Annotated in this window: 23 protein-coding genes; 10 read left to right on the top strand and 13 right to left on the bottom strand. The window is 55.1% G+C overall.

Annotated elements, in window-relative coordinates; all coding sequences use genetic code 11:
• Together norV and norW are read left to right on the top strand one after the other, a co-directional pair.
• Positions 1 to 1,449: an anaerobic nitric oxide reductase flavorubredoxin gene (gene norV / locus HV350_RS05560; protein ID WP_181629973.1), complete on the top strand. Its 1,449-nt coding sequence runs from the start codon at positions 1 to 3 to the stop codon at positions 1,447 to 1,449.
• Positions 1,446 to 2,579, top strand: a complete 1,134-nt coding sequence (gene norW / locus HV350_RS05555) for an NADH:flavorubredoxin reductase NorW (RefSeq protein ID WP_181629972.1) — start codon at positions 1,446 to 1,448, stop codon at positions 2,577 to 2,579. Before norV ends, norW begins: the two co-directional genes overlap by 4 nt.
• A gap of 110 nt (positions 2,580 to 2,689) precedes the next feature.
• Here the strand turns inward: norW and hypF are convergent, their stop codons facing one another.
• The 3 genes from hypF to HV350_RS05540 all read right to left on the bottom strand — a co-directional run bounded on the left by hypF (position 2,690) and on the right by HV350_RS05540 (position 6,729).
• Positions 2,690 to 4,930 (bottom strand): carbamoyltransferase HypF, encoded by a 2,241-nt coding sequence (hypF, locus tag HV350_RS05550; RefSeq protein WP_181629970.1) that lies wholly within the window; start codon positions 4,928 to 4,930, stop codon positions 2,690 to 2,692.
• Between the two features lie 94 nt (positions 4,931 to 5,024).
• A complete protein-coding gene (hydN, locus tag HV350_RS05545) occupies positions 5,025 to 5,570 on the bottom strand; it encodes an electron transport protein HydN (RefSeq protein ID WP_003037366.1) in 546 nt (181 codons plus the stop codon).
• A 145-nt stretch (positions 5,571 to 5,715) separates the two neighbouring features.
• The gene (locus tag HV350_RS05540) at positions 5,716 to 6,729 is read right to left on the bottom strand and encodes a LacI family DNA-binding transcriptional regulator (protein WP_181629968.1); all 1,014 of its coding nucleotides are present in this window, start codon (positions 6,727 to 6,729) and stop codon (positions 5,716 to 5,718) included.
• 264 nt (positions 6,730 to 6,993) lie between these two features.
• On the opposite strand from HV350_RS05540, the gene ascF reads away from it, so the two are divergent.
• Both ascF and HV350_RS05530 read left to right on the top strand, forming a co-directional pair.
• Entirely contained in the window at positions 6,994 to 8,448 is a 1,455-nt protein-coding gene (gene ascF / locus HV350_RS05535; RefSeq protein ID WP_181629966.1) for a PTS cellobiose/arbutin/salicin transporter subunit IIBC, read from the top strand.
• A 22-nt stretch (positions 8,449 to 8,470) separates the two neighbouring features.
• Positions 8,471 to 9,895 carry a 6-phospho-beta-glucosidase gene (locus tag HV350_RS05530; protein WP_016154180.1) on the top strand — a complete coding sequence of 475 codons (1,425 nt, stop codon included), beginning with the start codon at positions 8,471 to 8,473 and terminating at the stop codon, positions 9,893 to 9,895.
• Between the two features lie 83 nt (positions 9,896 to 9,978).
• Here the strand turns inward: HV350_RS05530 and HV350_RS05525 are convergent, their stop codons facing one another.
• Positions 9,979 to 10,443: an OB-fold putative lipoprotein gene (locus tag HV350_RS05525; RefSeq protein WP_053389525.1), complete on the bottom strand. Its 465-nt coding sequence runs from the start codon at positions 10,441 to 10,443 to the stop codon at positions 9,979 to 9,981.
• A gap of 270 nt (positions 10,444 to 10,713) precedes the next feature.
• Between HV350_RS05525 and HV350_RS05520 the strand changes: the two genes are divergently transcribed.
• Complete coding sequence (locus HV350_RS05520; RefSeq protein ID WP_016154182.1) at positions 10,714 to 10,953, top strand: SymE family type I addiction module toxin; 240 nt, start codon at positions 10,714 to 10,716, stop codon at positions 10,951 to 10,953.
• Positions 10,954 to 11,027: 74 nt separating this feature from the next.
• Here HV350_RS05520 and hycI read toward each other — a convergent pair whose 3' ends face one another.
• From hycI to hycA, 9 genes are all read right to left on the bottom strand, one after another.
• Complete coding sequence (gene hycI / locus HV350_RS05515; RefSeq protein WP_016154183.1) at positions 11,028 to 11,498, bottom strand: hydrogenase maturation peptidase HycI; 471 nt, start codon at positions 11,496 to 11,498, stop codon at positions 11,028 to 11,030.
• Positions 11,491 to 11,901 (bottom strand): formate hydrogenlyase maturation HycH family protein, encoded by a 411-nt coding sequence (locus tag HV350_RS05510; RefSeq protein ID WP_003037385.1) that lies wholly within the window; start codon positions 11,899 to 11,901, stop codon positions 11,491 to 11,493. The genes hycI and HV350_RS05510 overlap by 8 nt, the downstream gene beginning before the upstream one ends.
• Entirely contained in the window at positions 11,898 to 12,665 is a 768-nt protein-coding gene (hycG, locus tag HV350_RS05505) for a formate hydrogenlyase subunit HycG (RefSeq protein WP_003037388.1), read from the bottom strand. The genes HV350_RS05510 and hycG overlap by 4 nt, the downstream gene beginning before the upstream one ends.
• Positions 12,665 to 13,207: a formate hydrogenlyase subunit HycF gene (gene hycF / locus HV350_RS05500; protein WP_016154185.1), complete on the bottom strand. Its 543-nt coding sequence runs from the start codon at positions 13,205 to 13,207 to the stop codon at positions 12,665 to 12,667. The genes hycG and hycF overlap by 1 nt, the downstream gene beginning before the upstream one ends.
• A gap of 9 nt (positions 13,208 to 13,216) precedes the next feature.
• Positions 13,217 to 14,926 (bottom strand): formate hydrogenlyase subunit HycE, encoded by a 1,710-nt coding sequence (gene hycE / locus HV350_RS05495; RefSeq protein WP_016154186.1) that lies wholly within the window; start codon positions 14,924 to 14,926, stop codon positions 13,217 to 13,219.
• A 17-nt stretch (positions 14,927 to 14,943) separates the two neighbouring features.
• Positions 14,944 to 15,867 carry a respiratory chain complex I subunit 1 family protein gene (locus HV350_RS05490; RefSeq protein WP_016157320.1) on the bottom strand — a complete coding sequence of 308 codons (924 nt, stop codon included), beginning with the start codon at positions 15,865 to 15,867 and terminating at the stop codon, positions 14,944 to 14,946.
• Positions 15,868 to 15,869: 2 nt separating this feature from the next.
• The gene (hycC, locus tag HV350_RS05485) at positions 15,870 to 17,696 is read right to left on the bottom strand and encodes a formate hydrogenlyase subunit 3 (protein ID WP_181629964.1); all 1,827 of its coding nucleotides are present in this window, start codon (positions 17,694 to 17,696) and stop codon (positions 15,870 to 15,872) included.
• A complete protein-coding gene (hycB, locus tag HV350_RS05480; protein ID WP_016154189.1) occupies positions 17,693 to 18,304 on the bottom strand; it encodes a formate hydrogenlyase subunit HycB in 612 nt (203 codons plus the stop codon). Before hycB ends, hycC begins: the two co-directional genes overlap by 4 nt.
• A 141-nt stretch (positions 18,305 to 18,445) precedes the next feature.
• On the bottom strand, positions 18,446 to 18,904 hold the full coding sequence (gene hycA / locus HV350_RS05475; protein WP_016154190.1) for a formate hydrogenlyase regulator HycA: 459 nt from the start codon (positions 18,902 to 18,904) through the stop codon (positions 18,446 to 18,448).
• A gap of 198 nt (positions 18,905 to 19,102) precedes the next feature.
• On the opposite strand from hycA, the gene hypA reads away from it, so the two are divergent.
• The 5 genes from hypA to hypE are packed head-to-tail and all read left to right on the top strand — an operon-like array spanning position 19,103 to position 22,790.
• Positions 19,103 to 19,474 carry a hydrogenase maturation nickel metallochaperone HypA gene (hypA, locus tag HV350_RS05470; protein ID WP_019077546.1) on the top strand — a complete coding sequence of 124 codons (372 nt, stop codon included), beginning with the start codon at positions 19,103 to 19,105 and terminating at the stop codon, positions 19,472 to 19,474.
• A gap of 52 nt (positions 19,475 to 19,526) precedes the next feature.
• Entirely contained in the window at positions 19,527 to 20,399 is an 873-nt protein-coding gene (hypB, locus tag HV350_RS05465) for a hydrogenase nickel incorporation protein HypB (protein ID WP_016154192.1), read from the top strand.
• Entirely contained in the window at positions 20,390 to 20,662 is a 273-nt protein-coding gene (gene hypC / locus HV350_RS05460; RefSeq protein WP_003037411.1) for a hydrogenase 3 maturation protein HypC, read from the top strand. The genes hypB and hypC overlap by 10 nt, the downstream gene beginning before the upstream one ends.
• Positions 20,662 to 21,783, top strand: a complete 1,122-nt coding sequence (hypD, locus tag HV350_RS05455) for a hydrogenase formation protein HypD (RefSeq protein WP_181629963.1) — start codon at positions 20,662 to 20,664, stop codon at positions 21,781 to 21,783. Before hypC ends, hypD begins: the two co-directional genes overlap by 1 nt.
• The gene (gene hypE / locus HV350_RS05450) at positions 21,780 to 22,790 is read left to right on the top strand and encodes a hydrogenase maturation carbamoyl dehydratase HypE (RefSeq protein WP_181629961.1); all 1,011 of its coding nucleotides are present in this window, start codon (positions 21,780 to 21,782) and stop codon (positions 22,788 to 22,790) included. Before hypD ends, hypE begins: the two co-directional genes overlap by 4 nt.
• The last annotated feature ends 173 nt before the right edge of the window (positions 22,791 to 22,963 follow it).

The raw sequence follows: 22,963 nt of genomic DNA, 5'->3' as shown, positions 1-22,963 counted from the left end.
ATGTCTATTCTGGTTAAAAATAACATTCATTGGGTTGGCCAACGTGACTGGGAAGTTCGTGATTTCCACGGGACTGAATATAAAACGCTGCGCGGTAGCAGCTACAACAGTTATCTCATCCGTGAAGAAAAAAATGTCCTGATCGATACAGTAGACCACAAGTTTAGCCGTGAATTCGTGCAGAACCTGCGCAGTGAAATTGACCTGGCAGATATCGACTACATCATCATTAACCACGCGGAAGAGGACCATGCCGGTGCGCTGACTGAGCTGATGTCCTGCATCCCTGACACGCCAATTTACTGCACAGCCAACGCTATTGACTCTATCAACGGGCACCACCACCACCCGGAGTGGAACTTCAACGTGGTGAAAACCGGCGACTCGCTGGACATTGGCAACGGTAAGCAGCTGATCTTCGTTGAAACACCGATGCTGCACTGGCCTGACAGCATGATGACCTACATGACCGGCGATGCGGTGCTGTTCAGTAACGACGCCTTCGGCCAGCACTACTGTGATGAACGTCTGTTTAACGACGAAGTTGACCAGACCGAACTGTTCGAACAGTGCCAGCGTTACTACGCCAACATCCTGACGCCGTTCAGCCGTCTGGTTACACCGAAAATCACTGAGATTCTCGGCTTCAACCTGCCGGTGGATATGATTGCCACTTCCCACGGCGTGGTATGGCGCGACAACCCGACACAAATCGTTGAAATGTATCTGAAATGGGCGGCTGACTATCAGGAAGACCGTATCACCATTTTCTACGACACCATGTCCAACAACACCCGCATGATGGCGGACGCCATTGCCCAGGGCATCAACGAAGTTGACCCGAACGTGGCGGTGAAAATCTTTAACGTCGCCCGTAGCGACAAAAACGAAGTCCTGACTAACGTCTTCCGCTCTAAAGGCGTGCTGGTTGGTACTTCAACGATGAACAACGTAATGATGCCAAAAATCGCCGGTCTGGTAGAAGAGATGACCGGCCTGCGTTTTCGTAACAAACGCGCCAGCGCCTTTGGTTCACACGGCTGGAGCGGCGGCGCGGTAGACCGTTTGTCCACACGCTTGCAGGATGCCGGTTTCGAGATGTCGCTGAGTCTGAAAGCGAAATGGCGTCCGGATCTGGACGCGCTGGAACTGTGTCGCCAGCATGGCCGTGAAATCGCACGTCAGTGGGCGCTTGCTCCGCTGCCGGAAACAATCGTCAAAACGGCAACCAAAGAGGAAGAGTGCGCCTGTGCCGCGGCGGCTGCCGCTGATCTTGGTCCAAGCATGCAGTGCAGCGTATGCCAGTGGATTTACGACCCGGCAAAAGGTGAACCGCTGCAGGATGTCGCGCCGGGAACACCGTGGAGCGACGTGCCGGATAACTTCCTGTGCCCGGAATGTTCATTAGGTAAAGACGTCTTCGACGTACTGGCAACGGAGGTAAAATGAGCCGCGGAATTGTCATTATTGGTTCGGGCTTCGCCGCCCGCCAGTTAGTCAAAAATATCCGTAAGCAGGATGCAAATGTCCCGCTGACCCTGATTGCTGCGGACAGTATGGATGAGTACAACAAGCCCGATCTCAGCCATGTTATCAGTCAGTCGCAACGTGCAGACGACCTCACCCGCCAGTCGGCGGGGGAGTTTGCCGAACAGTTTAATTTGCGCCTCTTTCCGCACACCTGGGTAACCGACATCGATGCCGATGCTCACGTAGTGAAAAGCCAGGAGCAACAGTGGCCATACGACAAACTGGTGCTGGCGACGGGAGCGTCGGCGTTCGTACCGCCGATTACCGGACGTGAGTTAATGCTCACATTGAACAGCCAACAAGAGTATCGCGCCTGTGAAACACAACTGCGTGACGCCCAACGGGTGCTGATTGTTGGCGGCGGCTTGATTGGCAGCGAACTGGCGATGGATTTTTGTCGTGCTGGTAAAGCGGTGACGCTTATCGACAACGCCGCCAGCATTCTGGCTTCGCTGATGCCGCCAGAAGTAAGCAGTCGCTTACAGCATCGTCTGACCGATATGGGCGTACACCTGCTGCTGAAATCGCAGCTTCAGGGGCTGGAGAAAACGGAGTCGGCGATTCGCGCCACGCTCGATCGTAGCCGCAGCGTAGAAGTCGATGCGGTGATCGCCGCAACGGGCCTGCGCCCTGAAACCGCGCTGGCGCGTCGCGCCGGATTGAACATCAATCGCGGCGTCTGCGTCGACAGCTACCTGCAAACCAGCCACCCGGACATTTATGCTCTCGGCGACTGTGCAGAAATTAACGGTCAGGTACTCCCGTTCCTGCAACCGATTCAGCTGAGCGCCATGTATCTGGCGAAAAACCTGCTCGGCGGCAATGCGCCATTGAAGTTGCCTGCCATGCTGGTAAAAGTCAAAACGCCGGAATTACCCTTGCATCTGGCTGGGGAAACCCAGCGCCGCGATCTGAACTGGCATATTGCCGCCGAAGCGCAAGGGATGGTGGCCAGAGGGATGAACGATGCAGGCCAGCTATGTGCCTTTGTCGTCAGCGAAGACCGCATGAAAGAGGCCTTTGCGCTGCTGAAAACGCTGCCCGTGTAAGTACAGAATACCGTTGCTTGATTTATTAACCTCACGCACATGGATGTGCGTTGCCACTTGTCGGTATGCCCCGACCTGTAGTTCTTGCCCCGCCAGTCCCGGGGCTTTTTTTATTTTTGCGCCAACGCCCGCGCCGCGGCAATCACGCCCTGCCCCAACGACAACCCGCCGTCGCCCGCCGGTAAACGCTGCGGGAACAGTAAGGTAAAATCATGCAGATAAAACGCCAGCCGGGCTGACAATAAGCGGTTATGCATCACACCTCCGCTGAATACCAGCGTCTTAATCCCCCGCTCTTCGGCCTGCAAACGCATCAGGGTAGCAAACCCACGCGCCAGCGCGTCGTGAAACGCCCACGCTCTTTCGGCAGGCTTGGCCTGCCAGGTCAGCCATTGCTGCCAAAAAACCGCTAAGTCCAGCTGATTGCCATCAAGCGGCACCGTGACAGGGTGCTCAACGCCAGCACATTGCGATGCCATCGCCTCCAGCGCGCAGGCCGCCTCACCTTCGTAACTCAGCGATTCCGGCGCACATTGAAGCGCGGCGGCAACGGCATCAAACAGCCGTCCGCACGATGACGCCAGCGGTGTGTTAATCCCCCGCTCAATGGCGCGCGCCAGCACGTTCCAGTTTTGATGTTGCAGCACCGATGTTTCCGGGTAGCGCTGCCAGTCAGGAACAAAGCGCAGGCACTGCGCGAGCAAATTGCGCCACGGCTGTTTTGCCGCCAGATCGCCCCCCGCCAGCGCTACCGCCGGTAAGCCGCCAAGGTGCTCGCATTCACGATAGTTGACCCGCAAACACTCTCCCCCCCACAGCGCGCCGTTTTCCCCCATGCCGATACCGTCTAACGTCAGAGCAATCACGTCACCACCATCGAGCGACCAGCCGTGCTCGGCCAGACACGCAGCGGCATGCGCATGGTGATGCAGCACCGTTTCGGTTGGCAGATTCATTTCGCTGGCCCACTGGCTGGAAACATAACCAGGGTGTGCATCATGCACGATACGCTGCGGCGTAAAGTCATAAATGTTCTGGATAAGGTGCAGCGCATCACGCCACTGCTGCTGAATGCCGTCATCGCTGAGATCGCCCAAATGCTGGCTGATAACCGCCTGTTCACCACGCACCAGGCAGAAGGTATTTTTCAGATCTGCGCCCAGGCAAAGCATCGGCGGCACGTCGTGAAATCCTGGCGGCAGCGCCACCGCATCCGGCACGTAACCCCGTGAACGACGCAGCATCTCCCCACTGTCGCGCACCACAGAGTCATCCATTCGCTGCACAATTTCGCGGTTATGCAGCAGGAAACCATCGGCAATTTCGTGTAAATCTTCCAGCGCCTGCGCGTTGGTAATAGCGGGCGGTCTGCCGCTGAGATTGCCGGAGGTCATTACCAACGGACAATTCATCTCTTGTAAGAGCAAATGCTGCAACGGATTCGCTGGCAGCATGACGCCCACTTCCGTTAACCCTGGCGCAATGCCCTCGCTCAATGCTGCGACATAGCGTTTCTGCACCAACACGATCGGCGCGGCAGGGGTTGTCAGCAAACGACGAGCGGGTTCAGGCAGTCCGTCATTACCGGGCAGCATCACTGCCAGAGGTTTTGCCGGACGGTGTTTGCGCAGCCTGAGCAGCGCTACGGCGTCATCATTTCGTGCATCGCACACCAGATGAAACCCACCAATCCCTTTAACGGCCACAATACCGCCCGCTTTTAGGCGCGATACTGCCGCCTGCAACGCCTCTTCTTTCTCCGCCCGCTCACCCGCGCTAAACCATTCGAGGTGGGGACCGCATGCCGGACAGGCAACGGGCTGGGCATGGAAGCGACGGTCGTACGGATCACGATACTCTTTATCGCATTGCGCACAGAGTGGGAATGACGCCATCACGGTAAACGGGCGATCGTAGGGCATGGCGCGGATAATCGTAAACCGCGGGCCACAGTGGGTGCAGTTGATAAAGGGATAACGATAGCGGCGTTCACCGGGGGTGTTCATTTCAACCAGACATTCTGGACAGGTCGCGGCATCCGGAACGATTTGCGTATTCATCGTTCCGCCAGCACTTTGCCGAATCGAGAAATCGGCAGGCGGCTGCGTCCAGGCGAACGGTTCGCTCTCAACGCTGTCAATGCGCGCCAGCGGCGGGCAGTGTTGATGCAATTGCGCAATAAACTCTGCCGGATCTTCCTGTATACGCACAACCACACCGTCACCGTCGTTACACACATCGCCATGTAGCTGTAACCGCTGCGCCAGTTGCCAGACGTAGGGGCGAAATCCGACGCCCTGTACCTTACCGCGAATACGCAGCTGTACGCCGGAGTGGTTGTTTATTGTCATGATGAATTCCCGCGGTATTGTATCCCTGAAATGTCCGTTTGCCGGATGGCGGCTTCGCCTTATCCGGCACGTATTTTACGCGGATTTTCAGATATCAGAACAGCAAAGATGCCGTGGAATCCAGCGCCGCGCGACGGCGTTTTTCAGCGCTCAGTTGCTCAAGCTTATTGCGATCCACATAAATCAGCGCGTGAGTCGGGCAGACTTCCATACAGGCAGGGCCGGCCTCACGATGGTGGCACAGGTCGCACTTATTGGCTTCGGCTTTTTCTGCCCGGACGTTCAGACCTGCCCCGCTGTTACGAACAACCGGACGCACGACCACTTCCATTGCGCCATAAGGGCAAGCCACAACGCAGGTTTTACACCCAATGCAGCGCTCCTGCATCACGTGGACAAAGCCTTTATCACGGCTGATTGCACCGTTCGGGCAGACGTTAGCGCACGGCGCGTCTTCACACTGGCGGCACAGCGTCGCCGTGGAGACATTAACGCCTTTGATGACGTGAATGCGGGGTAAAAAGGTTTCAGGGGTCAGCGATGCGCAGTCCTGGTTATCCTGATGGGATACCACGCAGGCCACTTCACAGGTACGGCAACCAATGCATTTATTGGCGTCTGCAATGATGAAACGGTTCATCAATTTCTCCAGCAATGACAGATTATCTGCCGAAGCATTCATAAATCGTGCCAGAATTTAATTAACTGTTATTAAAGGTTTTTTATTTTGATGAATGCAGAGAAGCCGTGTCATCGTCACTAGTGACGATGACAAATGACAGCCGTCAGCGCAAAACGAGCGGCGCAACAGAGTCGCGTTGAATGAGTTCACCGGTGAAGGTTTTTGGCGGCGTAAACGCCCCGTCATCCAGCATAAAGATCAGGCGGCCTATCGTTTCCTGGATCATTTCCGTTACCGGGATTTTGACGCTGGAAAGCGCCGGAATAGTGTATGGCGCGATGGCGATATCGTCGAAGCCAATCACCGACACCTGAGCAGGGACGCTCATGCCATGCGCGTGCAACTGCTTCATCGCACCGATCGCCATATCATCATTGCTGGCCACCAGCGCGGTAAAATTGACCTGACGCGAAAGCAAAGTATCGACTCCCGCTGCGCCGCAGGCTGGCGTCCATTTCCCTTTAACAATCAAATCATTATTAAGCGGAATGCCATGATGTGCCAGCGCGTCTTTATAGCCTGAAAGTCGCTCCACGCCGGTAGGCGAATCCATTGAGCCGGTAATAAAACCAATCTCTTTGTGGCCGGCGGCAATGAGCTGAGTAACGGCGTTAAAGCTGGTTTGCTTTTGATCGCACCACACGCAGTGGCTGGTATTTTTCCGCAGCCGCCGATTAAGCACCATAATCGGCTGGGCGTGGGCGTCGATGATATCGTCTATCTCATCCACGCTAAGAAAACGCGGATAGATCATAATCGCGTCACAGCGCAGGTCGAGCAGGTACTGGATCGCCTGACGCTCTTCCTCTGCGCTGTGCTTACCGTCAGCCAGCAACAACTGGCGTCCCTTATCTTCCGCCATCCGCGCGGTATGAAACAGCAGTTCGCTGAAATAGACGCCGTGATAAAGGGTGTTAGTTACCACCAGACCCAGCGTCTGCGTAGTTTTCGCTGCCAGACTGCGTGCCAGCAAGTTAGGGCGGTAACCACTCTCTTCAATGGCCTGAAACACGCGGTCTTTGGTTTCCTGGCTGACATAACCATTCCCGGAAAGCACCCGGGAAACCGTCGCTTTTGACACCCCGGCACGCTTCGCCACCTCCAGCATCGTGGTCATATTACTCATCCCTTTTCTCTCAATGTGACGCAGTGTACTGCACCGTTTCGCCGCTGTCCTTGCTGCTCAATTGCAAACGCTGACATCTGGTGATCGGAGTCACAATTATAAAAAACGATCAAAATTAAACCTTGCCCATTACGTGTAATTTAAACATGATTTTGTGGAACCGGTTTCCTATCTGCGTTTCATCAACCCAGAAAAGCGACCAACGTGAACGGATAGAACATAACGTACTCTACTGATAAAACAGGATTAAATCCGATGTCCAAAAATTATGCAGCGCTGGCGCGCTCGGTTGTGACGGCTCTGGGAGGCGTGGACAACATCACAGCAGTGACCCACTGTATGACCCGTTTGCGTTTCGTTATCAAAGATGACTCGCAGGTCGACAGCACGACGCTGAAGGCGCTCCCTGGCGTGCTCGGCGTGGTGCGCAGCGATAACCAGTGCCAGGTGATCATCGGCAACACCGTTTCGCAGGCGTATCGCGAGGTAGTCAGCCTGTTGCCTGCCAATATGCAACCTGCAGAGCCGCAAACCAAACCTCGGCTGACGCTGAAGCGGATTGGCGCTGGGATCCTCGACGCGCTGATCGGCACAATGTCCCCGTTGATCCCGGCTATTATCGGCGGATCAATGCTCAAGCTGCTGGCAATGATCCTCGAAATGACCGGCGTGCTGGTGAAAGGATCGTCCACGCTCACTATTCTGACCGTAATCGGCGACGGTGCCTTCTTCTTCCTGCCACTGATGGTCGCCGCCTCAGCAGCCATAAAATTCAAAACCAACATGTCGCTGGCAATCGCCATCGCTGGCGTACTGGTGCATCCCAGCTTCATCGAACTGATGGCGAAGGCCGCGCAGGGTGAGCACGTTGAGTTTGCCCTGATCCCGGTGACGGCGGTGAAATACACCTACACGGTGATCCCGGCGCTGGTCATGACCTGGTGTCTGTCCTACATCGAACGCTGGGTCGATCGCATCACTCCGGCGGTAACCAAAAACTTCCTTAAACCGATGCTAATCGTGCTGATCGCCGCCCCACTCGCCATCGTCATCATTGGCCCGATCGGTATCTGGATCGGTAGTGCAATTTCAGCGCTGGTTTATACCATTCACGGCTATCTCGGCTGGCTGTCGGTGGCCATTATGGGCGCATTGTGGCCGCTGCTGGTGATGACCGGTATGCACCGCGTCTTCACGCCAACCATTATTCAGACCATTGCCGAAACCGGAAAAGAAGGCATGGTGATGCCGTCAGAAATTGGCGCCAATTTGTCGCTGGGCGGTTCATCGCTGGCAGTGGCATGGAAAACCAAAAACCCGGAACTGCGTCAGACGGCGTTAGCGGCAGCCGCCTCGGCCATCATGGCAGGCATTTCCGAACCCGCGCTGTATGGCGTGGCGATCCGCCTGAAACGCCCACTGATTGCGAGTCTTATCAGCGGCTTTATCTGCGGTGCCGTTGCCGGAATGGCCGGACTGGCGAGCCACTCCATGGCGGCTCCAGGCTTGTTCACCAGCGTACAGTTTTTCGATCCAGCCAATCCGATGACCATCGTTTGGGTGTTTGGCGTGATGGCGCTGGCGGTCGTGCTTTCCTTTGTATTAACACTGCTCCTCGGCTTTGAAGACATTCCTGTCGAAGATGCAGCCGCGCAGGCCAGAAAAAACCAGGCCGCGCAACCAGGCAATATCAATAGAGCCAGCATTTGACTGGTATGAACTGAGGTTAACTATGTCTGTTTTTCCGCAAGGATTTTTATGGGGCGGCGCACTGGCCGCCAACCAGTCAGAAGGGGCATACCGGGAAGGCGGCAAAGGGCTGACCACCGTCGATATGATCCCCCACGGCACAAACCGCATGGCCGTCAAACTGGGTCAGGAAAAACGCTTTACGCTGCGGGATGACGAATTTTATCCCAGCCATCAGGCAATCGACTTTTATCATCGCTATAAAGAAGATATCGCGCTGATGGCGGAAATGGGGTTTACGGTTTTTCGTACTTCCATTGCCTGGAGCCGTCTCTACCCCAACGGCGACGAGCTGACGCCTAATGAAGAGGGTATCGCGTTTTACCGGGCCGTGTTTGCCGAGTGTAAAAAATACGGTATTGAGCCGTTAGTTACGCTGTGTCACTTCGATGTGCCGATGCATCTGGTCAGCGAGTATGGCTCCTGGCGTAACCGCAAAATGGTAGAGTTCTTTACCCGCTATGCCCGTACCTGCTTCGAGGCCTTTGACGGTCTGGTGAAGTACTGGCTAACGTTCAACGAAATCAACATTATGCTGCACAGCCCTTTTTCTGGCGCCGGACTGGTGTTTGAAGAAGGTGAAAATCAGGATCAGGTGAAATATCAGTCCGCCCACCACGAACTGATTGCCAGCGCCCTGGCAACTAAAATTGCCCATGAAATTAATCCGCAAAACCAGGTCGGCTGTATGCTGGCGGGCGGTAATTTTTATCCTTATTCCTGTAAACCGGAAGATGTGTGGACCGCGCTGGAAAAAGACCGCGAAAACCTGTTCTTTATTGATGTGCAGGCGCGCGGGGCTTACCCCGCTTACTCTGCCCGTGTGTTTCGCGAAAAAGGCGTGGTGATAGAAAAAGCGGCGGGAGATGACGATATCCTGAAAAACACCGTCGATTTCGTCTCGTTTAGCTATTACGCATCGCGCTGCGCCTCCGCTGAAATGAATACTGGCAATACCAGCGCCGCTAACGTGGTGAAGTCGCTGCGTAATCCGTACATTGCCGCCAGCGAATGGGGCTGGGGTATCGATCCGCTCGGCCTGCGCATCACCATGAATATGATGTATGACCGCTACCAGAAGCCGTTGTTTCTGGTGGAAAACGGGCTGGGGGCGAAAGATGAGATCGATGCTAACGGCGAAATCAATGACGACTATCGCATTAGCTATTTACGCGAGCACATTCGCGCTATGGCAGATGCTATTGAGGATGGCGTGCCGCTGTTGGGCTACACCACCTGGGGCTGTATCGATCTGGTTTCAGCCTCAACCGGTGAGATGAGCAAACGCTACGGTTTTGTGTATGTGGACCGCGATGACGCGGGCAACGGCACGTTAGCGCGTAAACGCAAAAAATCGTTCTGGTGGTATAAGAAAGTGATTGCGAGCAACGGGACCGATCTGGAATAACAATGTTGCCGGATGACGGATGACGCCGCCATCCGGCAACACGTATTATTCAGAATATATATACCCGCTGTCTGTTATCATTTTTATTGCACAACTTTAGGATTTTGCAGCAGCGGCAAAGGCGCTTCGCCCAACGCGTGGACCTGACCAATAATTGTCGCGCTCCGGCCAATCTGTAATGACTCAACATTCGTACTATTATGGGAGCCAAACTGGAACTGAATCACGTTGTTCGTTTTATTATTTTCGTCTTTCAGGCTGACAAGATAAGAATAAGCATTGGAAATACCATTAACCTTACGAATATCAATGACCACGCCCCGCAGCTTCACCCATTCACCAAGATAGTCCTTATTGGCTTTAACAGGATTTAAGGTATAGGGCGCGACAAAATCAGCGACGGACAAGGTTGGCATTGACGCAGTTGATGACTCCCCCGGTTGAAATAATCGGTCTCCCGCAGAGAAGAACGCGTCAGCCGCCGTCTCGCACCCGCTAAGAAGAGAGGAAATAATAATTAAATTTACCAAACGTATACCTGAACGCATAAATAACTCCTGTATATTAATTTCCCATATATTCAAATTCTAAATAATTCGAGTATATAACCTCCCTGAACAACGCCGAAATATAATATAACTCCCGTATTAGTAAAAGAAGAGAATATTCCCCCCCAGCTATTATCAACTTCTCATCCTTTCATTATTTGCATTCTATTTTCTGGATCTGCCTTCCAGTTTCGGGTTTGCCCTCCCGCCTTTTTACTGGCATTTTATTCAGTAGTTTTCCATCTCTTTATTTGTAACAAGGGAGTGTTTATGTCTGGTAAAAATGGTAATGCCGAAGCGGTTATCAACAAGCCATTACGTCATTTTAAAGTCAGCTATGTCAGAGTACGGCATGAAGATCGCAAGACTGGTTTTACACGACGTATAAGCCGCCATGCTTCACTCACGATGAACGGAGACTGGCTGGAACAGGCGGGGTTCCCAACGGGCACGTCGGTAAAAGTATCGGTTACGCAGGGGAAATTAATTATTGAACAAGCAGGTGAATAGTCTGTTTCGAGGGTGTCGACGTTATTCGGATGGTGGTAATGCGACACACCATCCGGTATTCAGTGCCCTCTGGCTCAGGCTTCCGGTGCCTCTAATTCAGCGAACCCACCGTGTCCTTCCCACCCGGCTAATCGCTGATAAACGGTATCTACCGCATCTTTAATCGGCTGTGTCATCGGGTAGTAAAAACCGACAATATCCGGCTGAATGCCAAGGAAAATCACCTCGCCAACGTCGTCTTTCAGCTGATCGACCAGGTAGTTCAGCGGCATGTTGTGGGTGGTCATCATGAACATCTCGGCAATATCATCAGGATCGATAATGCGGATTTCACCAGGATTTAGCCCCATATCGGTGGCATCCACAATCAACAGACGCTGCGGGCGCAACTCGCGGATGGCGACGATGTCGTTTTCCGGCGCGCTTCCGCCGTCGATGACAACCCATTGACCTTGAGGATTTGCAGCACACATTTCGGCCAACAGCGGCCCCGCGCCGTCATCGCCCATCATGCTGTTACCCACACATAATAAAACGTCAGTCACGATGTCTCCTCACCATCAGATAGATGGCGCTTTCCTGGTGGATATCGTGAAGCATGCTAAGCATCAGCTTGCTCCACTCCTGCTGCTGCGGGGTCTGCACGGCACGCGCATCATCGAACGCGCGCGCCAGCATCTGCACATGGTTGAAATCGATGACGATCTCGCCGTACTTCGGCACGCCTTCCATTTTCCGGCGGGCTTCACTGCCTTCGGCAAGCGTGGCAATCCACGCCAGATATTCATCCCACGGACAGGTTAACGCCGCTTCCAGGCAATCGATGATCCCAAGGTGGTGACCAATCGCCAGGCTGTAATAGACAACCTGCTGCGCCTCAGCGGGCGTTGCATCGTTCTCATCAATAAACTTACGGCTCAGTTGACTGAACACCACCGTTTCACTCATCGGATACGCGCCTCTTCGACAACATGATTAAGATGCGTGACGATCTCGGTCAGACGCGGATCGTTTTCCGCTTCCAGCCAGCGCGCCACCTGATGCTCGCCCTGCCCTAACTGCGTCATATAGTCATCAGCAATCTGGCGACCGTAACGGTAGCCCGCCAGACGGCGTGCTTCACGATCCACCTTCACGCGCAGCGGTTGAACCATGTCCGGATGCAGAATTTCAGCCGGTTGTTCGTCCAGTTCACCTGGCGCACGCGCGTGAATTTTTTGTTCCAGCAGACCCAGCGCCATTGCAAAACCGTACAGCGTAGCCGCAGGCGTTGGCGGACAGCCAGGAATATACACATCCACCGGTACGATTTTATCCGTGCCGCCCCATACGCAGTATAAGTCGTGGAAGATACCGCCGCTGTTACCGCAGGCACCGTAAGAGATACAAATTTTCGGATCTGGCGCAGACTGCCAGGCGCGCAGCGCCGGAGAGCGCATGGCACGCGTTACCGCGCCGGTAAACAGCAGGATATCCGCATGGCGCGGTGATGGTACAACTTTGATACCAAAACGTTCGGCATCAAACAGCGGAGAAAGCGTAGCGAAGATTTCGATTTCACAGCCGTTGCAGCCGCCGCAGTCCACACGGTAAACGTACGCTGAACGCTTGATGCTTTTAAGCAGCGACGCTTTCATGCTGGCAATGGATTCATCCACCGTCATCGGTACCGGAATACCGTTGGCGTCACGTGGGCCTAATAAATTGCTCATCAGCTGGCCTCTTTCATATGGCGAGTCAGTTCAATACGGTCAGACGGCACCAGGCATTTCTGGCGCTTACAATCCGGGCAGGTCTCAAAGCTTTCACGGTGGTTTTCCGCACGGCTGTCACCGTTGTGCTTAAGCAGCGCAATGGCGTAATCGATCTCTTTTTGTACCGCAAACGGGCGGTTACATACGCGACAATTACACAGCGCAAAGCGGGACTGCTGCAGGAAATCCTCTTTCTTCCACACCGCCAGTTCATACTCCTGCGACAGCTTAATTGCCGCAGTCGGGCAGACTTCTTCGCAGCGGGCGCAGAAGATGCAACGGCCGAGGTTGAACTGCCACGCCAGCTCATGGGTGACCAGATCGGTTTCTACCGTCAGCGCGTTCGACGGGCACGCATTCACACAGGCCGCACAGCCAATGCACTGCTGCGGATTGTGTTCCGGTTTGCCACGGAAGTTTTTATCGACCGCAATCGGCTCCAGCGGATACGACGACGTCGGCGCCCCGGTTTTGATGACTTTTTTGATAAAGGTAAACATGGCGATTCCTTATTTCAGCGGCGAGTTTTTACGCTCGATGCTGTAGCGCTCAAGTTCTTTGTACGGCACGACTTTGCTCTTCTTCTTACGCACATCGACCACGGTCATACGGTCGGTACAGGAGTAGCAAGGATCGAGGCTACCGATAATCAGCGGGGCATCGGAAACGGTGTTGCCACGCAGCATGTAGCGCAGCGTCGGCCAGTTGGCGTAAGTCGCCGCGCGACAGCGCCAGCGATACAGTTTCTGGTTGTCGCCAGTCATGCTCCAGTGGATGTCATCCCCGCGCGGCGCTTCAGCAAAGCCCAGCGCAAAGCGGTGTGGAATATAGGTAAAGCCTTCCACAGCCAGCGGGCCGCCTGGCAGGTTGTCCAGACCAAAGTCGATCATATTCAGTGCGGTGTAGACTTCATTGATACGGACTTTCAGACGAGAAATAACGTCGCAACCCTGCTCACTGTGAACTTCCATCGGCAGCAGACCATAGCCCACAAACGGGTGATCGGCGCGGGTGTCACGCGCATGGCCGCTGGCGCGTACCATCGGGCCGACGTTACTGAAGTCACGGGCAATCTCCGGATCCAGACGGCCAATACCTACGGTACGCTGTTCCATGTTCGGCGTGCTGAGCAGCATATCGACCAGTTCCTGCACGTCACGACGCATCTGCTGCGCCAGTTGACGGGTCTGGATCATATCCTCTTTCAGCAGATCACGACGAATACCGCCGATCAGGTTCAGACCGTAAGTTTTACGTGCCCCGGTGAGGATCTCCGCCATCTTCATGGAGGTTTCACGCACGCGGAAGAACTGCATAAAGCCGGAGTCAAAACCGGTAAAGTGACAGGCCAGGCCGAGGTTCAGCAGGTGCGAGTGCAGGCGTTCAACTTCCAGCAGAATGGCGCGGATCATCTGCGCACGTTCCGGCACGACGATGCCCATCGCGTTCTCGACGGAGGTGGTATAGGCGGTGCTGTGCGCAAAGCCGCAAATGCCGCACACGCGGTCGGACAAGAAGGTCACTTCGTTGTAACCCATGCGGGTTTCCGCCAGCTTCTCCATGCCGCGGTGGACATAGAACAGACGGTAGTCGGCGTCGATGATGTTCTCGCCGTCAACAAACAGACGGAAGTGACCGGGTTCATCAGAGGTGACGTGCAGTGGGCCAATCGGCACTACATTATTTTTCTTGTCTCCCAGTTCGTTGATGAACTCGTAGGTTTCAGCATCGGTAGTCGGCGCGGGGCGCTGGCGATAATCCATGCTGTCTTTACGCAGCGGGTAGAGTTCGTCCGGCCAGTCATCCGGCAGTACCAGACGACGCTCATCGGGCAAACCAACCGGGATCAAACCGTACATATCGCGCACTTCGCGCTCGCCCCAGACCGCAGCAGGCACGCGCGGCGTGACGGACGGGAACTCCAGCTTATTGGCATCGACTTCAACGCGCACGGTAATCCAGCACTTGGTTCCCTGCTCCATCGACAGCACGTAGTAAACGGCATAATGACCGCACAGCTGACGTTCGTCGTTACCAAACAGCACGGACAACCAGCCGCCCTGTTTGTAGTACAGGAACTCCACCACTTCCGGCAGGTAGTTCACCTTGACGGTGATCGTCAGCTGATCTTTGGTCTGCCAGGCTTCATCCAGCACGACGCCCGGGAAGGCCTGGTGCAGCGCCGCGAGATATTGTTGACCTAATTTTTCTTCAGACATGCTCAAACTCTCTTAAATCACGCCACCAGCAAGGAGACGAACGCTAAAAACGCAAACCCAAAACCGGCCCAGGTCACGCGTGAAGTGGCGCAAAAACGCAGACGCGCCATGCTGTTTTCGAACAGGGCGATGACCAGCACGCCGAGAACCAGTTTGACGACGGCAATCACCAGCGCCAGCAGCAGCCCACCCAAGGTGAAGGTTTCCATCTGTCCCCACGGCAGGAACACGCCAACGAACATTTGCAGAACGACCAGTTGCTTAAGGCTAATGCCCCATTTCAGCACCGCAAAACCGCTGCCGCTGTATTCGGTCAATGGACCTTCCTGCAGCTCCTGCTCTGCCTCTGCCAGATCGAACGGCAGTTTGCCCATTTCGATAAAGGTGGCGAAAGCACAGGCGCACAGCGCCAGAATCAACGGAATGCTGCGTGCAGCTGGCCAGTGATAAATGGTATCGGCGATATTGCTGATATGCGTTGAGCCAGCAACCTGCGCCGCAACCCACAGACCCAGCAGCAGGATAGGTTCAACCAGCACGCCGAGCATCGCTTCGCGGCTGGCGCCAATAGCGGTAAACGGGCTACCGGTATCCAGGCCCGCGATAGAGAAGAAGAAGCGGGCGATGGCGAACAGGTAAATTAAGGTGATCAGATCGCCCAGTTGCGGCAGCGGTGAGCCAACGGTCACTACCGGCAACGCGGTGGCGATAGTCAGCATCACCCCCACCATCACAAACGGCGTCAGGCGGAAAACCCAACTGGAGTCCGCAGGCGCAATGCTCTGACGGCCCAGCAGTTTGATAATGTCGCGGTATTCCTGCAAAACGCCCGGACCGCGGCGATTGTGCAAACGCGCACGTGCCACGCGGGTAATACCGGACAGCAGCGGCGCAACGGCAAACAGCACCAGCGCCTGAATTAACGGATATAAAACACTCATTCTCAGGCTCCTCGTGAAACCACAATCACCACCAGTACCGCCAGCTCAATCAGCGCCAGGCGACGGAACAGCACCGGTGCAGCCGCATTCTGCCAGCCCGGAACCAGTGATACCGGATTCAGCCATTTGCGCAGTTTGAGTACCGGCGCAAAGGCTTCTTTCACCGGCATGGCAAAACCGTGTGCGGTAATGACCATTGACTGCTCGTGATCGTAACCACACACCCATGCCGCACCGCGTGAACGCGACGGCAGACGGTTGCCTTTGAAAATCGCCATGATGATGAACGGCAGCAGCGGACATGCGATCAGCAGCAGCGTGATCATTGGCTGAGAAACGGTGGTGTTCGCGGTTTCCAGCGGCAGCGGAACGGCAGCGGAGATCATCGGCAGCAGCCACGGCGCAGCAACGCCCCCAATCACGCAGCAGATAGCCAACGCGACTACGCTAACGCCCATCAGGATTGGCGCGCAGCAGGCATTTTCAGCTTCCTTCGTGCGCGGTGCGCCAAGGAACGTAACGCCATAGACTTTCGCCATACACATCACCGCCAGCGCGCCGGTAATCGCCAGTCCCACCGCCAGCAACGGTCCTAAAAGACGACCGACAAACGCGCCGCTGTTGCCAAGCTTAAAGAAGGACTGGTAGATAACCCACTCACCGGCAAAACCGTTCAGCGGCGGCAGTGCGGCCATCGCCATCAGGCCAACCAGCATCGCCAGAGAGATAACCGGCATACGTTTACCGATACCGCCCAGTTTTTCGATATCACGATGACCGGTACGGAACCAGATGCTGCCTGCGCCCAGGAACAGAACGCTTTTGAACAGGCTGTGGTTTACCAGGTGGTACAGACCGCCGGTCAAACCCAGCGCAATCAGTGCAGGTTGATTCAGGGAAATTCCGGTTACGCCAGCGCCCAGACCCAGCAGAATAATGCCGGTGTTTTCCAGCGTGTGATATGCCAGCAGACGCTGAATGTTGTGTTCCATCAGCGCATACAGACCGCCGACAAACGCGGTGATCATTCCCAGCACCAGCAGCGTGATGCCCCACCACAGCGGCGCATTACCGCCCAGCAGCGACAGGGAGAGAATACCCAGCAGACCCACTTTCATGACGACGGTAGAGAACAGCGCCGCAGCCGGTGCGCTGGCGTTGGCGTGTGCCTGTGGTACCCATCCGTGCAGCGGAATAATCCCGGCCAGCAGGCCAAAACCCGCCACGCCCAGCAGCCAGATATCAGACCCGAGCGGCAGCTCCTGTGCGCGCAGGTCAAGCAGGCGCAGCTCCAGGGTGCCGTAGCGTTGCCACACCAGGTAGCAGGCAATAGCCAGCAGCAGCGTGCCGACACGGCCCAGCGCAAACCACAGTTTGCCCTCTTTGCTGCAGCCGGTGAGGAACACGGCACACAGCGCCATGATTTCCGCCATCACCACCAGCGTTCCGAGGTTGCTGGCAACCACCGCACATACCGCCGCGGCCATCAGCAGATTCACCAGCAGCCCGTTGGCTTTTACCTGCGGATGACGATGCCAGTCAATGTTGTACAGGCTGACAAACAGGCCGCACAGGCCCAGCGTAATCAGCCAGATAGCGTTCAACGGGGTAATTTGCACACTGTGACCAATAAACGGCATCACACCGCTTAAAGCCAGCGCATTAGTCAGTACGGTGAAACCCGCAGCCGCCGTACACAGGCTGCCAACCGCACCGCCAACCCCGGCAATCCAGCCGCTCAGCGGTTTGTGAAATGAAAACAGAAATGCCAGAACCGCAGCCGCCGTAAACCAGGCTACGCCGCTGTTAATCAGTGAAATTGCGCTCATTTTGCATCCCCACTCTGAGCCTGCTGAAACAAGGTGAGATCGCCGAAGTCGGTATTGAAAGTCAGCTCACGCTTACGTTTGCTGGCGCGGGCAATATCCACGTTACTCACCAGGTGCAGGGCTTTGGTCGGGCACATGCGTACGCAGGCCGGACCAAGCTCGTCAAAACTGCACAGATCGCATTTCACCGCGATGGCACGAATACCCGGAACCCAGTCCAGCAACGTGCTCACGCGGGCAGGCGCTGGCGGAGCCGGAGGCGCTTTTGGCGTATTGGCGTTTGCCGGGATATGCAGCGGACGGCTACCGGAAAACTCAATCGCGCCAAACGGACAGGCGATCCCGCACAGTTTGCAGCTTACACACAGGCTTTCATTCAGCTGCACGGCACCATCAACGCGATTAATCGCATTAACCGGACAAACGGTGGCGCAAGGCGCATCTTCGCAATGGTGGCAAAGCTGCGGGGCGGATTCTTTTTCATTTAACATCACTTTCAGGCGCGGCATTGACTGCAGGCCATGCTGGCGATGTGTCTCTGAGCAGGCGGCTTCACAGGTGTGGCAGCCGATGCAAAGAGTGGAGTCAGCAATTACAAAACGATTCACCAGGCATTCCTCAGGTGATAGTCATTTTTGACGAAAACATGTCTGGAAAATGTCATTTCGACATTTTTCGACATGCCCATTCCCTAAACGTCGTGACGCAGTATGAAAGCGCATCATGACAAAAGTGGGCACACCCAAGGCTTAAGCCGGGCTATGTCCCTCAATCAGCTGGCTTAAATTCACCGGCATATTGTTTTCAACCGCGGTATAGAGGCTGTCGTAGACGGTGGCGATTTTTTCGAGATAGTGCTCCAGCACCTGCTCGCGATCGCGGTTGCTGATACGCTCATCAACCTTACCGTCGATGGTCAACTCAGCCTGTGCAATCAGTTGCTTATCATCACCGTCTTTCGTTTCAACGTAGTACTCGATGGTGTGGCTGTTAAAGCCGTCCGCCAGCGTGACGTAGATAGTGAAGTGTTCAAAAAGGACGAAGCAGAGATCCTTGTCCGGTGCGCAGCTCATTGCATGATGCAAACGCGCTTTTGACAGGGTGATCCCCTGAACCAGCGAGTTGCAGTAAATACGCCACTGGTCCTGTAGGCGACGATGCCGTTCAGCGATGTAATCGGCTTTTTCGCTTATTTCCCAAATAGTCATGTCAGGTTACCCGTTTAGCAGAGATGAACAGCTTTAAGCACATTTCATGCCAAAATTAAAAGCTTTAATTTTCATATAGATAAAAAATCAAAGAGCGGTGACGACATGTCATTTCGTCATCGTCGTCATTGTCACGATCGAAAAAATTCAAGCTGGCATGTTTATTGCTTTTAATACGGCAACTTCATAGGAGGCGGTATGCACGAAATAACCCTATGCCAACGGGCACTGGAATTGATTGAACAACAGGCCACGCAATACGGTGCACAGCGAGTAACTGGGGTCTGGCTCAAAATTGGCGCATTTTCTTGCGTAGAAACCAGCGCTCTCGCCTTTTGTTTTGATCTGGTATGCCGCGGGACCCTTGCAGAAGGTTGTAAACTCCACCTCGAAGAACAAGAAGCCGAATGTTGGTGCGAATCTTGTCAGCAATACGTCACCTTACTGACGCAACGCGTGCGCAGATGTCCGCAATGCAACAGCGATATGCTGAGAATTGTGGCCGATGACGGCTTACAGATTCGACGTATTGAAATAGATGAAACTCCAGCGTCGGATGCCGACGCCTAAGCGTCATCATCCGGCAACTGAAGTATCGCAAGTAATAAATCAGGAGTGAGCGATGTGTACGACATGTGGTTGCGCTGAAGGCAACCTTTATATAGAGGGTGATGAGCATAATCCCCACTCGGCGTTTCGCAGCGCGCCATTTGCCCCAGCGGCTCGTCCGGCGCTGAATATTACCGGGGTGAAGACCTCCAGTTTCACACCGAGCCAGACTGAAGAAGGCGATTTGCATTACGGTCACGGTGAAGCAGGCACCCACGCACCAGGCATGAGTCAGCGCCGGATGCTGGAAGTGGAAATTGACGTGCTGGATAAAAACAACCGTCTGGCCGAGCGCAACCGCGCACGCTTTGCTGCCCGTCAACATCTGGTATTAAACCTTGTCTCAAGCCCAGGCTCCGGTAAAACCACGCTGCTGACCGAAACGCTGATGAAGCTCAAAGACAGCGTGCCTTGCGCCGTCATTGAAGGCGACCAGCAGACGGTTAACGATGCCGCCCGTATTCGCGCCACAGGTACGCCCGCCATCCAGGTCAACACCGGTAAAGGTTGCCACCTTGACGCACAAATGATTGCTGACGCCGCGCCACGTTTGCCGCTTGAAGACAACGGCATCCTGTTCATTGAAAACGTCGGGAACCTGGTTTGCCCGGCTAGCTTCGATCTCGGCGAACGCCATAAAGTGGCGGTGCTTTCCGTCACCGAAGGCGAAGACAAGCCGCTGAAATACCCGCATATGTTTGCCGCCGCGTCGCTGATGCTGCTCAACAAAGTAGACCTACTGCCGTACCTCAATTTTGACGTAGAAAAGTGCATCGCCAGCGCCCGGGAAGTGAACCCGGAAATTGAGATTATCCTGATTTCCGCCACCAGTGGCGAAGGCATGGACCAATGGCTCTCCTGGCTGGAGACGCAGCGATGTGCATAGGTGTTCCGGGTCAAATCCGCACCATTGATGGCAACCAGGCCAAAGTCGACGTTTGCGGTATTCAGCGCGACGTCGACCTGACGCTGGTCGGAAGCTGCGATGAACACGGTCAACCCCGTCTGGGCCAGTGGGTACTGGTCCACGTCGGCTTTGCCATGAGCATCATTAATGAAGCTGAAGCGCGCGACACGCTCGACGCGCTGCAAAACATGTTTGACGTTGAGCCGGATGTCGGCGCGTTGTTGTATGGCGAGGAAAAATAATGCGTTTTGTTGACGAATACCGCGCACCAGAACAGGTGATGCAGTTGATAGAGCACCTGTGTGAACGTGCCGCACACCTCCCCTACACTGCTGAACGTCCGCTGCGCATCATGGAAGTGTGTGGTGGTCATACCCACGCTATCTTCAAGTTCGGTCTCGACCAATTGTTGCCTGACAACGTCGAGTTTATTCATGGCCCGGGCTGCCCGGTTTGCGTTCTGCCGATGGGCAGAATCGACAGCTGTGTGGAAATCGCCAGCCATCCGGAAGTGATTTTTTGCACCTTTGGCGATGCGATGCGCGTTCCGGGTAAACAAGGTTCTTTGCTACAAGCCAAAGCGCGCGGCGCGGATATCCGCATCGTCTATTCACCGATGGATGCGCTGAAGCTGGCGCAGGAAAACCCAACGCGTAAGGTTGTGTTCTTTGGCCTGGGTTTTGAAACCACAATGCCAACCACCGCCATCACCCTTCAGCAGGCAAAACAGCGTGACGTGCAGAACTTTTACTTTTTCTGCCAGCACATCACGCTTATCCCTACGCTGCGCAGCCTGCTGGAACAGCCGGACAACGGCATCGACGCCTTCTTAGCGCCGGGCCATGTCAGCATGGTGATTGGCACCGATGCCTATAATTTCATTGCTTCAGATTTCCATCGTCCGTTGGTGGTCGCCGGTTTCGAACCGCTCGATCTGCTGCAGGGCGTGGTGATGTTGATTGAACAGAAGATTGCCGCGCATAGCCAGGTCGAAAACCAGTATCGCCGCGTGGTGCCGGACGTCGGTAACCTGTTAGCGCAACAGGCCATCGCCGAAGTGTTCTGCGTCAATGGCGATAGCGAATGGCGCGGTCTGGGCGTCATTGAATCCTCTGGCGTTCACCTGACGCCAGACTATCAGCGCTTTGATGCCGAAGCGCATTTCCAGCCAGCGCCGCAGCAGGTGTATGACGATCCGCGCGCGCGTTGCGGCGAGGTATTGACCGGCAGATGCAAACCGCATCAGTGCCCGCTATTTGGCAAAACCTGTAACCCGGAGACCGCGTTTGGTGCCCTGATGGTCTCCTCAGAAGGCGCATGTGCCGCCTGGTATCAGTATCGTCAGCAGGAGTGTGAAGCATGAACAGCGTACAACTCGCCCACGGTAGCGGCGGTCAGGCTATGCAGCAGTTGATCAACAGTCTGTTTATGGAGGCTTTTGCTAATCCGTGGCTGGCGGAACAAGAAGATCAGGCCCGTCTGGACCTGGCGCAACTGGTTGCAGAAGGCGATCGTCTGGCGTTTTCAACCGACAGCTATGTTATCGATCCGTTGTTCTTCCCGGGTGGCAATATCGGCAAGCTGGCCATCTGCGGTACGGCTAACGACGTGGCGGTCAGCGGCGCGATCCCTCGCTACCTCTCCTGCGGTTTTATCCTCGAAGAGGGTTTGCCGATGGAGACGTTGAAAACCGTCGTCAACAGTATGGCGGCGACCGCGCGTGAAGCAGGCATCGCCATCGTGACCGGCGATACCAAAGTCGTGCAGCGCGGCGCTGCAGACAAGCTGTTCATCAACACGGCCGGAATGGGGGCGATCCCCGCCAACATTCACTGGGGCGCACAGACCCTCGGCCCAGGCGATGTGCTGCTGGTCAGCGGTACGCTTGGCGATCACGGCGCAACTATCCTTAACCTGCGCGAACAGCTGGGTCTTGATGGCGAACTGGTCAGCGACTGCGCGGTATTGACACCTCTTATCCAGACGCTGCGTGATATTCCCGGCGTGAAGGCGCTGCGTGACGCGACCCGTGGCGGCGTAAATGCGGTAACGCATGAATTTGCCGCCTCATGCGGGTTTGGTATTGAGCTGTCTGAAGCGGCCCTGCCCGTGAAGCCCGCGGTGCGTGGCGTTTGCGAACTGCTGGGTCTGGATGCGCTTAACTTTGCTAACGAAGGCAAGCTGGTGATTGCCGTTGAGCGTCAGGCTGCTGAAACGGTGCTTGCCGCGCTGCACGCACATCCGTTAGGACGCGATGCCGCAATGATTGGTGAAGTGGTAGAACGAAAAGGTGTGCGTCTTGCCGGACTCTACGGCGTGAAACGCACTCTCGATTTACCACACGCCGAACCATTACCTCGTATATGCTAACAGCCGGTTGGCAGCAAGCTGTAGGCCGGGTAAGACGCATTTGCGTCGACATCCGGCCTTAACGCTGCATTATCACCTGATGGCGTTTTGCCGATCGGGTCTACGGTTCGTGTAGCTGGACCAGTCCGGCAATAATTTACGACTTATACCTATAATTCATTTACCGTTTTCGC

The organism is Citrobacter sp. RHBSTW-01013, assembly GCF_013781985.1.
Classification (GTDB): Bacteria; Pseudomonadota; Gammaproteobacteria; order Enterobacterales; family Enterobacteriaceae; genus Citrobacter; species Citrobacter braakii.
This window is presented reverse-complemented; position numbering and strand designations above follow the sequence as displayed.

Bases quoted from the DNA above. Each gene is read 5' to 3' on its own strand.
- norV (WP_181629973.1), top strand. From the start codon at position 1: ATGTCTATTCTGGTTAAAAATAACATTCATTGGGTTGGCCAACGTGAC.
- norW (WP_181629972.1), top strand. From the start codon at position 1,446: ATGAGCCGCGGAATTGTCATTATTGGTTCGGGCTTCGCCGCCCGCCAG.
- hypF (WP_181629970.1), bottom strand. From the start codon at position 4,930: ATGACAATAAACAACCACTCCGGCGTACAGCTGCGTATTCGCGGTAAG.
- hydN (WP_003037366.1), bottom strand. From the start codon at position 5,570: ATGAACCGTTTCATCATTGCAGACGCCAATAAATGCATTGGTTGCCGT.
- HV350_RS05540 (WP_181629968.1), bottom strand. From the start codon at position 6,729: ATGACCACGATGCTGGAGGTGGCGAAGCGTGCCGGGGTGTCAAAAGCG.
- ascF (WP_181629966.1), top strand. From the start codon at position 6,994: ATGTCCAAAAATTATGCAGCGCTGGCGCGCTCGGTTGTGACGGCTCTG.
- HV350_RS05530 (WP_016154180.1), top strand. From the start codon at position 8,471: ATGTCTGTTTTTCCGCAAGGATTTTTATGGGGCGGCGCACTGGCCGCC.
- HV350_RS05525 (WP_053389525.1), bottom strand. From the start codon at position 10,443: ATGCGTTCAGGTATACGTTTGGTAAATTTAATTATTATTTCCTCTCTT.
- HV350_RS05520 (WP_016154182.1), top strand. From the start codon at position 10,714: ATGTCTGGTAAAAATGGTAATGCCGAAGCGGTTATCAACAAGCCATTA.
- HV350_RS05510 (WP_003037385.1), bottom strand. From the start codon at position 11,901: ATGAGTGAAACGGTGGTGTTCAGTCAACTGAGCCGTAAGTTTATTGAT.
- hycG (WP_003037388.1), bottom strand. From the start codon at position 12,665: ATGAGCAATTTATTAGGCCCACGTGACGCCAACGGTATTCCGGTACCG.
- hycF (WP_016154185.1), bottom strand. From the start codon at position 13,207: ATGTTTACCTTTATCAAAAAAGTCATCAAAACCGGGGCGCCGACGTCG.
- hycE (WP_016154186.1), bottom strand. From the start codon at position 14,926: ATGTCTGAAGAAAAATTAGGTCAACAATATCTCGCGGCGCTGCACCAG.
- HV350_RS05490 (WP_016157320.1), bottom strand. From the start codon at position 15,867: ATGAGTGTTTTATATCCGTTAATTCAGGCGCTGGTGCTGTTTGCCGTT.
- hycC (WP_181629964.1), bottom strand. From the start codon at position 17,696: ATGAGCGCAATTTCACTGATTAACAGCGGCGTAGCCTGGTTTACGGCG.
- hycA (WP_016154190.1), bottom strand. From the start codon at position 18,904: ATGACTATTTGGGAAATAAGCGAAAAAGCCGATTACATCGCTGAACGG.
- hypA (WP_019077546.1), top strand. From the start codon at position 19,103: ATGCACGAAATAACCCTATGCCAACGGGCACTGGAATTGATTGAACAA.
- hypB (WP_016154192.1), top strand. From the start codon at position 19,527: ATGTGTACGACATGTGGTTGCGCTGAAGGCAACCTTTATATAGAGGGT.
- hypC (WP_003037411.1), top strand. From the start codon at position 20,390: ATGTGCATAGGTGTTCCGGGTCAAATCCGCACCATTGATGGCAACCAG.
- hypD (WP_181629963.1), top strand. From the start codon at position 20,662: ATGCGTTTTGTTGACGAATACCGCGCACCAGAACAGGTGATGCAGTTG.
- hypE (WP_181629961.1), top strand. From the start codon at position 21,780: ATGAACAGCGTACAACTCGCCCACGGTAGCGGCGGTCAGGCTATGCAG.